Annotated in this window: 5 protein-coding genes and 1 pseudogene; 1 reads left to right on the top strand and 5 read right to left on the bottom strand. The window is 46.4% G+C overall.

All coding sequences use genetic code 11. The features are described from left to right. Together BLU80_RS20225 and BLU80_RS18515 are read right to left on the bottom strand one after the other, a co-directional pair. Positions 1 to 164: pseudogene (locus BLU80_RS20225) on the bottom strand (IS256 family transposase); the annotation flags it as partial. A gap of 452 nt (positions 165 to 616) precedes the next feature. Beyond that, the gene (locus BLU80_RS18515; protein WP_091401349.1) at positions 617 to 1,372 is read right to left on the bottom strand and encodes a hypothetical protein; all 756 of its coding nucleotides are present in this window, start codon (positions 1,370 to 1,372) and stop codon (positions 617 to 619) included. Positions 1,373 to 1,747: 375 nt separating this feature from the next. Here BLU80_RS18515 and BLU80_RS18510 point away from each other — a divergent pair, with 375 nt between their 5' ends. Beyond that, on the top strand, positions 1,748 to 4,138 hold the full coding sequence (locus BLU80_RS18510) for a TonB-dependent receptor (RefSeq protein WP_091401347.1): 2,391 nt from the start codon (positions 1,748 to 1,750) through the stop codon (positions 4,136 to 4,138). A gap of 35 nt (positions 4,139 to 4,173) precedes the next feature. Here BLU80_RS18510 and BLU80_RS18505 read toward each other — a convergent pair whose 3' ends face one another. The 3 genes from BLU80_RS18505 to BLU80_RS18495 all read right to left on the bottom strand — a co-directional run bounded on the left by BLU80_RS18505 (position 4,174) and on the right by BLU80_RS18495 (position 9,593). Beyond that, positions 4,174 to 6,576: an ABC transporter permease gene (locus BLU80_RS18505; RefSeq protein ID WP_091401346.1), complete on the bottom strand. Its 2,403-nt coding sequence runs from the start codon at positions 6,574 to 6,576 to the stop codon at positions 4,174 to 4,176. 105 nt (positions 6,577 to 6,681) lie between these two features. Beyond that, a complete protein-coding gene (locus tag BLU80_RS18500) occupies positions 6,682 to 8,442 on the bottom strand; it encodes a S41 family peptidase (protein ID WP_091401344.1) in 1,761 nt (586 codons plus the stop codon). A gap of 287 nt (positions 8,443 to 8,729) precedes the next feature. Further along, on the bottom strand, positions 8,730 to 9,593 hold the full coding sequence (locus tag BLU80_RS18495; protein ID WP_091401342.1) for a mechanosensitive ion channel family protein: 864 nt from the start codon (positions 9,591 to 9,593) through the stop codon (positions 8,730 to 8,732). Positions 9,594 to 9,662: the final 69 nt, after the last annotated feature.

Raw genomic sequence — 9,662 nt, 5'->3', positions numbered from 1 at the left:
TACCCTTCCTTTGCGTGTTTATCATACCCTAAATGAGTGTCTAACTCTCCTTGAAGCATTTGTTCAACCCCTTGTTTAAAAAGGTCATTAAAGAAGCTCATAAAAGCTTCTCTGTTATCGAATTGCTTAAAAAAGTCCTTTGGAATTTCCATTTCGTGTACCATGATTTAAGATTTAAAGTTATAAAATAATGCCCTATTATGGGCCGCTTTCCAGGCAGGAGCGCTACGTTCGGCTCCGCTACGCTGCGCCTCACTTCGCTCTCCTGCCTGGAATACCTTAAATCTGTTTACACAAAGTTCTTAACACTACCTGATAAAATAGTTTATCACCATTCAAGCTACTTTTGCGACTCAAGACCAGACATTATTTGTTTATGAATCCAACCGACATCATATTAACTTGTGCTTAAACTGGTAATGTAGTCAAAAATGGTGCGTTTTTTGACAATAACAAATTGGTGAACCTAATGTTTATTATCTTATTCTATTATAAATATATGCTATATTTAAAGATAGAGCACGACTCCAACTGCGATTCAGAAATCTGAATTACCGTTATGCAAAAACTCTTCTGATCCTGAACTATACTACAAATAAGTTGCTCCAACTTTTTCTTACATTATTGTACCTTGAAAGTGAATGAATGTTATGGGGAAATTATTTGTATTCTCCACGTAATACTCTGTATTCTCTTTTTCTGGTTGAAAATTTACAATATGATAAAGCTTTCCCGCATCTGTTATAACTTCTGCAATATTAAAATTGGTCCAAAAAGCAGAAAGTTGTTGAGAAGAAAGGCTGCGGGTAAATTCCACATCCGTATCTTTTATATAATTAAAATAAAAAGAAATGCCTTTAATAGCTATCTCTATGGGATCCAAGCTATTTTCCATAGGGACCCCAAGATGATGCGTAGGAGGTTGGAATTTACGTTCTTTATTAATCACTGTGTTCAACAAAAGGCGTGTTTTAAAAACTGGAATTTGTCTTCTATCATAGCGAATTCCCTGTTTATTAATTTTACTCAGGTAAGTATAACCAGCCGGCAACTTATCTATCATTGCTCTTCTGAAGGAAAAGCCGACACCATGTACCACCATATTTCTCGACTCCCATAAGTACTTTAATAATGGGTCTTTCTTTCGTTGATGTATTTTTAGCCCTCTTAAATAATTAAACTTGTTACCTATATCCGTACCACTTGTGTCTGCAAAGCCAGCTTCCACTTTATCCCACGAAGCTTGCAAATGAATCAAAAAATGACTCCAATTCGAATATGCTTCTCCCTCCATTCCAGAATTTCTGGCAAATAGCTTAATAAATTTAACAGCAAGTTGTAGCTCATGAAATCCATTCTTTATATCCGGCATATAAATATAGATTAGGGTCCCTATTCTTTAGTGTGAAGTTAGTTATTTTGTGCAATAAATCCCAGGCGCTTTTTGCAATGGTGGCGATGATGGCTTCATTGTCTTCGATGGTGTGGTGTACGAAAAAGGGGAGTATGACGTGGTTGGCATCCGAAGGTTTTCATCGCTTTTGCAAGAATCTCACGACCCCAGAGGCTAAAGAGTTCGGTATTCTTTATTTCCTGTTTCGGGGCTGCTCTTTTCAGTCGATTAGCGAATCCCTCTAACTTGAAACGAGGCGCAGAAATATTCCTTTTTGCGACACATCTTTTCCCAAATTCATAACGCATTTATTATCTGAAGACAGATCTTCGCGCAGCAAAAAAAAAACAATGTATGCGCCAAAAAACTATACTATCTGTCCCGATTCTTTTAAGCTTATTTTTCTGTCTGTATCAGAACATCGGTAGCGCCCAGCAAAATACGGGCAGCCATATACCGGGTTACGGTTCAGTCAAGGGTCAGGTCACGACCAGCGGCGGCGATCCGGCGGCGGCCGTTACGGTGTCCATAAAAAAACTGGACAGACACACGATCACGGACGCGTCCGGGAACTTTTCTTTCAGTAAAGTTCCGGTCGGCGATTACGTGCTGGAGATCTCGGTTGTCGGCTATCAGACGGCCAGCCGTGAACTCAGCGTCAAAAAGGGGGAAGCCACCACGGCCTTAATAGGTCTTGAGCTTTCTGCCAGCGAGCTGGAGCATGTCACCGTGATCGGCAGCGTGGCCAATAAATTCGTCACCAAGCAGAGTGAATATATCGCCCGGCTGCCGCTGAAAAACCTGGAGAACCCGCAGGTCTATCATACGGTGGGCAGGATCGTGATGGATGAGCAGCTCTCCGTGGAACGGACCGATATCTACCGCAATATTCCAGGCGCCGTGCCTAATTTTTCCGCCGGCGGGTCTCAGGGGCTGAGCCTTCGCGGCTTCTCAGGTACGGTCGGGATGCGCAACGGGATGGCCACCAGCGCCATCGTGCCACTTAATCCGATCATCCTGGAAAGAGTCGAAGCCATTAAAGGCCCTTCGGGAACGCTGTTTGGCAGCAATAGAAATACATCTTTTGGTGGCGTGTTCAATTATGTGACCAAAAAACCGTATGATCACTTTGGCGGAGAAGTAAGCCTTACCGGCGGCAGCTTCAATTTCGTCCGTGTAACCGCGGATGTCAATGCGCCGGTAAGCGCCGACAAGAAACTGCTGTTCCGTTTGAACACCGGTTTTCAGTCGGCAGGGTCTTTTCAGGACCAGGGTTATAACAAGAACTTTACCATTGCTCCCGCCCTTCGCTACCAGTTAAGTGACCGGGCAACACTGGACCTGGAAGCGGAGCTGACACGGGGCAATTATACCACGACGGCCATCAGCATTTCTTCAGCGGCACTCAGCAGTCTGAGCGCCCGAAATTTCAAGGAACTTCGCCTGCCCTACAAAACCTCTCTTATCAATAATGGTGTAGACGTCTCCAACGGCATCAACAACGTCCAGGCCAGGCTCACCTACAAGATATCGCCCGCCTGGCGCTCCGAGACCAACTATCTGTATTCAGAGGGCTTCTATAACCACCTGCTTTGGACAACGCTTAATTTTCTGACCGATTCCACCATTGCCCGCGCTATGCGCAACCAGACACCGGAAACTTTCGGCAACATTGAAATGCAGCAGAACTTCATCGGTGATTTTCTGATCGGTACGCTGCGTAACCGGGTTGTGATCGGTCTGGATTATAATCACAATTATTATGAGCTCAACCGGGCGGTATTCACCTTTGACACCGTAAATCTGAATCACGCCACGCCCGCCATGAGTCCGCAAGAGATCAGTGAGCGCTCGCTCGCCAAAGGCTTCAGCGCCACGACCAACAGCGCCGACAATTACAGTATCTATATTTCTGATGTCCTTAATTTCACGGATCAGCTGGCAGCCATGCTCAGTGTCCGTGGCGACCGGTATAGCACGAGAGGCGCTTACAGCATTGCTACCGGCAAGTACGCAGGCGGTTATCACCAGAACGCCGTCTCGCCGAAATTCGGCCTGGTCTATCAGGTGATAAAAGATCAGGTGTCGCTGTTTGCCAACTACATGAACGGGTTTGCCAACCTCGCTCCTGCCGTGCAACCGGATGGCAGCATTCTCAAATTAAAACCGCAATACGCCAATCAGTTTGAAGGCGGGGTAAAAATAGACGCGCTGCATCACAGGCTCAACGCGACGCTTAACTACTACCGGATTGATGTCACCAACTCTGTGCGCCAGGAGATCCGGGACAACCAGGCTTTCAGCGTGCAGGACGGCACGCAGCTCAGCCGCGGCTTCGAGGCTGAGCTGATCGCCAATCCACTGAACGGGCTGAACATCAATGCGGGTTACGCCTATAATAAAAACACCTACGAGAAGGCCACGGCAGCCCTTCAGGGCAAAACCCTGCCCGCCAGTCCGAAACATGTAGGTAATCTATGGGCCAGTTATTTTTTGACCAGAGGCGCCATCAAAGGCTTCGGGCTCGGTCTGGGCGCCAACTATGTTTCCGACAGCTGGTTTGAGCCCACCAATAATTTCGCTGTTCCGGCTTATACCTTGCTTAGCGCAGCGCTCTATTACGATCATCCTAAATACCGGATTACGATTAAGGGCAATAATTTACTGGATCAAAAATACTGGAACGCCACCGGCATGGCGCAGAAGCCTATTAACTTTTTAGCTTCTATTGCAGTTAAGCTCTAAAGAGAGTTAAGTAGCAGTAGAAATGATAGTCGCGGTTATTCTGTTTGCAGGTTTTTTACAGAATTAGTTCCTGCAGCTTTGAGCACCTGATAGCCGGTCGTCAAAACGGCTATCATGACAGCCAGGAGCGTAGCCACCCCGAATATCCACCAGGACACACTGGTGCGGTAAGCGAAGGCTTCCAGCCATCTGTGCATAGCTGGCCAGACCAGCGGAATGGCGATCACTGCTGCCATTAGCACCGGACGGATAAACTCCGACAGCAACAGATGCACGATTTTAGTAGGGCTGGCGCCGAATATTTTTCGAATGCTGATCTCTTTTGATCGCTCCACAGTACTATAGGACGAAAGACCGAAGAGTCCCAGGCAGCCAATCAGAATAGCCACCACCGCGAAAACCAGAAACAACCTGCCAAAACCGGTTTCCGACCGGTATTGCCTGTCAAAGGATTGATCCAGGAAATTATATTGGAAGGGTCTTTGCGGAATAATACTGTTCCATGCGTTTTTGATGGCGCTCAGGGTGTGGGGCAAATCAATGGTGGACACTTTTATGGACAGCTTATTAAAGGCGGAGGGTATCATTCGCATGGAAAGCGGATCCACCGCGTCCCGCAGGGACTTAAAATTAAAATCTTTAACAACGCCTATTATTTTACCTGAGCCGCCCCATTGGGTGAACATTTTACCAATGGCCTGGTCGGCAGACCGGTATCCAAGTATTTTTAACGCGGACTGATTAATAATTATGGCGCTGGAGCTGTCCGTCCCAAAGGCCCTCGAAAAGCCTCTGCCTGCCAGCAGTTGTAAATGATATTGAGCGATAAACTGATCGTCCACGATATACTGCGCCAGATTCAGTTCCTGCAAATCGCCGTTTTGATTTGCAATTTCCGTGTTGGCCGTCATGTAGCCTTCTCCCGGCACGCTGGATGACCAGGCAGCGGAAATGACACCGGGAAGCTCCATCATGGCCTCTTTAAAATTGAATCTGTTTTTGTCAAAATTGGTATTGATGATCAGCTCCTCTTCTTTGTTAAATCCCAGATCTTTGCCTTTCATAAACCGAAGTTGTTTATAAACGAGTAGTGTAGCGCAGATAAGGGCGATACAAACGGCAAACTGTGTGACCACCAGACACTTTCGCAGCAACAGACCTTTGCGTCCGGTCGCGAATCTTCCTTTAAGCGTTGCTATAGGGTTAAAGGAAGATAGCACAAGTGAGGGGTAGAAACCCGCCAGAAGCCCTATGACAAGAGCCATAGGTAACAACAGCACGACCGCTTTTCCGCCCTGAAAGAGGTTCACGCAAATGGTCTTTCCTGCGAGCTGATTAAAGAAAGGCAGCAGCAGCTGTGCCAGCAAAAGCGCCAGCACAAAGGCGACTAAAGTGATCATGACGGACTCAATGAGAAACTGCCTGGCCAGCTGCCATCTTTTTGCGCCCAAGACTTTTCTCACCCCGACTTCACGGGCGCGTTCCACGCTCCTGGCAGTGGTAAGATTAATAAAATTTATGCAGGCCAGTAAGAGTAGAAAAATACCTATGACCGAAAAGATATAAACGTTGGACATACTGCCCGAGGCAAATACGGCGACCGGGGCAAAAGCCAGGTGATCTGTTTTCAGATAAACATCGCGTAATGGTTCCAGAAAAAGGGATACAGAAATTTGTCTTTTTCGCATTTCGGGCCCTGTGTATCTCTCGGAAAACGCAGGCAGTTTCTTTTCAAAGGCCGAAAGTTTTACATTCGGCTTCAATAAAACATAGGTGAGCAGATTAGCGTTATTTCCAGCGCTGTCTGAGGAAGGTCTCCCGTAGATCTTTTGGTAAGAGGACATTGAAACCAGCATATCGGCATGAAGCTGGGAGTTTTCCGGTATATCTTTCATAAGACCTGTTACCCGGGCATCAATGGCAGCCCCTGTCAGCCGGAGTCTCTTTCCCAGGGGATCCTCATGGCCAAAATATTTTTTAGCAGCAGCCTCAGATAAAACCACGCTCATGGGATCTCTTAATGCGGAGCTTTTGTCGCCTTCCAGCAGGGGAAAATCAAAGACTTTGAACAAGGAGGAGTCGGCCAGCAAAGTTCTTTCTTCCTGGAATTTGACGTTTCCTTTCTTCACTAAAAAGCCGTCCCAGGAAAACCTGACCACGTCCTCCACTTCCGGAAAGTCCTTTTTCAGACCCAGGGCCCATCCTGCATCCACCGTGGCGGCTTTTACGAGATCCGAAGGTGTTTTTATATCGGATACCACCCGGAAGATCCTATCAGCTTTCAGGTGGAAGTCGTCATAGCTTGTTTGGAAGCGGACGTATAAGAAAATCAAAATAGCCGCCATCATACCGACTGTGAGACCAAGCACATTCATCAGTGTGAAGCTCTTTTTGCGAAGCAGGCTGCGGGTGGCAATGATCAGATAATGGCGGAACATACGTAGCTTTTTGATCCTACAAGCACTAAACATGCCGGATCATAAGCGACTGTAAATCAAATCGCAAGAAAATCACACTTACAAACCTGTATCAAAAGCGAACACTTAGTGTTTTATTAACGGACACCCTATCGTTTTTTTTGAATCGATGACTTTGAAGGCTTCTTGGAGCAGCAGATCGCTTTTCTGCCGGATACTGCTGAGCGTGGGGCGGAGGGAAATATCCTGGCGGATACCGACGCGCTGGGTCTCAGATCCGTCCGGATAATAGATGCCGAGACCGGAGAAATAGAGCTTATTGCCGTCCGTGAGTTGCACGCTGGTTTTATTACCGTCGGCGCCGGCCGTGTGACTGCCAATGAAGATTACACCAGGGATTCTTTTAAAGATCATGGCAAACATTTCCATGGCGCTCTGGGTGTATTCATTGATAAGGACTACGACCTGGCCCTTGTAGGCATGGGGATTATCTTTACCGATATATTTATAGTCAGCGTTTATGATATTGTCTTCAAATATATATCTGCCGGGACTTGCAAAATCCGGGCGGTCCTTGATACCGAACTGCTGCGGCTGGCGGAACAGATAATCAAAGACTTTGAGCAATGCGCCGTTATCGGTATAGCCCCTGAGATCAAAGACCAGTCCTTTGGTATCTTTATAATCCGTCATCAAACTATCCACGTCTTTTGCGGTCATGGACGCAAAATCAATGTAGGCGATATCACCCAGCCTAAAGCCGGGACGGAGTCTGGAAGAGGCGCTGTCCCAGACGGCGTATTTATATATTTTATTTTTATAGTAAAGCTCGTAGTCCGGAATACCGTCTTTATCCCATTCGGTATTGAAGCTGCGTATCATCAGCGGGAGATCCGCCTTGAATGAACTGCCGTCTGCATGCCTTCCGGCTATGTTGATGATTGAGTCTTTGCAGCTGAAAAGATAGCTATAGGCTTCTCTTTTAAGTACAGCGTCATTAGAAGCGGGTATTAATGCTTTATTCGTTGCAATGATCGCAGGGACCGGTTTATGATTTATCCGGGTGATCAGATCACCTACTCTAACTCCAGCCTGTTTCGCTTTTGCCGGATCCTTGATACCGGTGACGACCACTGTGTCGCCTACGAGCTGGAAAATGAACGGCGAGGAATAAGCTCCCAGGATGCTGTACAGATAAGTTGTAGTAAGGTTGACGTGCGCGTCTTTGATCTCAGCAGTAAAATGCTGTAAGGCGGTATCATAATCCGCTTTGTGCTGAATACGCTTAAAAACCGGAATATATTTTTTCAATACCTGGTCCCAGCTCGAATCCATCAGATATTTATAGGGATAGAAATATTCAATGACGTTCCAGGCACGGAAGAGCTCCAGCAGTTTCTGGTCCGTGGAAAAACCTTGATAGGTCTTTTCCTTGTCGCTGTTATAGGTGATCTTCGATGTATCTGTTCTGCTGTAAAATGTTCCTATATTTTTCGGATGTCGCCAAAGACCATTGAGTACTTTTTTAGATGCAGGCGTTATCGGCAAGGAATGGATCCAGGCCATGTTAAAATTACGGGTCGATACGGAATCAACACCGTTTAAATACTCCGGTTGAATTTCTGTCGGCCTGCCAATGGTGGCCGCCAGCGCCTGCCACTGCCGGACCGTTTCTGCTACCGGCCTCACTTCAGTATGTAGCAGCACACTGTCCCAGTTAAGTCTGCCGGCGGAGACGGCAGGATCGTAATATTTCATCAGGCCCCAGACTTTGGCCAGGGCGAAAAGGTCCTTATCCGTATGTTTTGAGAGTTGCTGCGCGGAGCAAACATTTACTAGAATTAAAAGCGTCATGAGCAGCAGGCTATAGCGCAGAGGTCGTTTCATTATTACTTGATTCTTTTATTTCATCTTTAAATACCTTTATCGGGCCAATCTGTAACCTGCTATCATTCAATCGTATTTTCAAATAATGGACCTGGGTTTGTATCAATTGCGGACACCCGCTGTATCAAATGCGGACAGTTTAGTCTTTGGACTTTGAGTAGACAATTCATAGCTGCAGTAGCCATGGTGACATAACTCATGCCACGGCCTTATTCAGGAAGGTTTGCCAAATTATTGGCCGGATGTTCAGTTTGATAAACGGTTTGAAGTTTTGCTAATCCGAAGTTTTATGCCGGCGCATTGATAATATGTATATCCCGCTGCGGAAAAGGTATCTCTATACCCGCCTTATCCAGGGCGGCTTTACAGTCTATAATGAGTTGTTCACGCATGTCCCAGAAACTGGCATTGTCTGCTGACACCCTTACGGAAAGGTTTACGGCACTGTCTCCAAGTTCTGTCACGACAATCTGTGGTGCCGGCTCTTTGAAAGCGTATTTGTTGTTCATTACGACATCCATCAGAATCTGCTTGGCTTGTTTCAGATCTGCCACATAGGACACGCCGATATCAAACCAGGTACGTCTGCTGCCCATTTCAGAGTAGTTGATGATACTGGCGTTGGAAAGCGCGCCGTTTGGAACAATGACCAGTTGATTTTGAGGGGTTATTAATTTAGTGGCGAAAATGTCTATTTCTTTAACGGTTCCCGACTGCCCGTTCGCTGATTCTATATAATCTCCTACCTTAAAGGGTTTGAGCGTCAGGATAATAACGCTGCCCGCAAAATTGGCCAGCGATCCCTGCAGCGCCAGGCCAACCGCCAGGCCTGCGGCACCGATCATGGCGACAAAGGCTGAGGTCTGGATACCTAATTGAGTAACGATTAAAATAAATAGCAGGATATTCAGGGTCCATCTGATCATGTTCTGCAGAAACTTCTTAAGGGAGATATCCATGTTTCGCCGCTCAAAAGCCTTGTTGGCGTATTTCAGGATGACCCTGATCAGCCAGGAGCCGATTAAATATAACAGCAAGGTGGAGATTAGTGCTATCGCTATCTTCGGTCCCCAGACCGCTGCCGCATCCCAGAATTTTGTCCAGTAACTGTCTATATTATGAATGTCCGGCGTAACTGCTAAATAATGCATAAGTTGTTCGTTGGCTATAGGTTAGAAAATACTTGATACTTTCAAAGATAAAACCTTAGGGATAGATAA

It is taken from the genome of Arachidicoccus rhizosphaerae, assembly GCF_900107765.1.
In the GTDB taxonomy this organism is placed as follows: domain Bacteria; phylum Bacteroidota; class Bacteroidia; order Chitinophagales; family Chitinophagaceae; genus Arachidicoccus; species Arachidicoccus rhizosphaerae.
Note: the sequence above shows the minus strand (reverse complement) of the source record. Positions and strands in the feature narration are given on the sequence as shown.

Bases quoted from the DNA above. Each gene is read 5' to 3' on its own strand.
- BLU80_RS18515 (WP_091401349.1), bottom strand. From the start codon at position 1,372: ATGCCGGATATAAAGAATGGATTTCATGAGCTACAACTTGCTGTTAAA.
- BLU80_RS18510 (WP_091401347.1), top strand. From the start codon at position 1,748: ATGCGCCAAAAAACTATACTATCTGTCCCGATTCTTTTAAGCTTATTT.
- BLU80_RS18505 (WP_091401346.1), bottom strand. From the start codon at position 6,576: ATGTTCCGCCATTATCTGATCATTGCCACCCGCAGCCTGCTTCGCAAA.
- BLU80_RS18500 (WP_091401344.1), bottom strand. From the start codon at position 8,442: ATGAAACGACCTCTGCGCTATAGCCTGCTGCTCATGACGCTTTTAATT.
- BLU80_RS18495 (WP_091401342.1), bottom strand. From the start codon at position 9,593: ATGCATTATTTAGCAGTTACGCCGGACATTCATAATATAGACAGTTAC.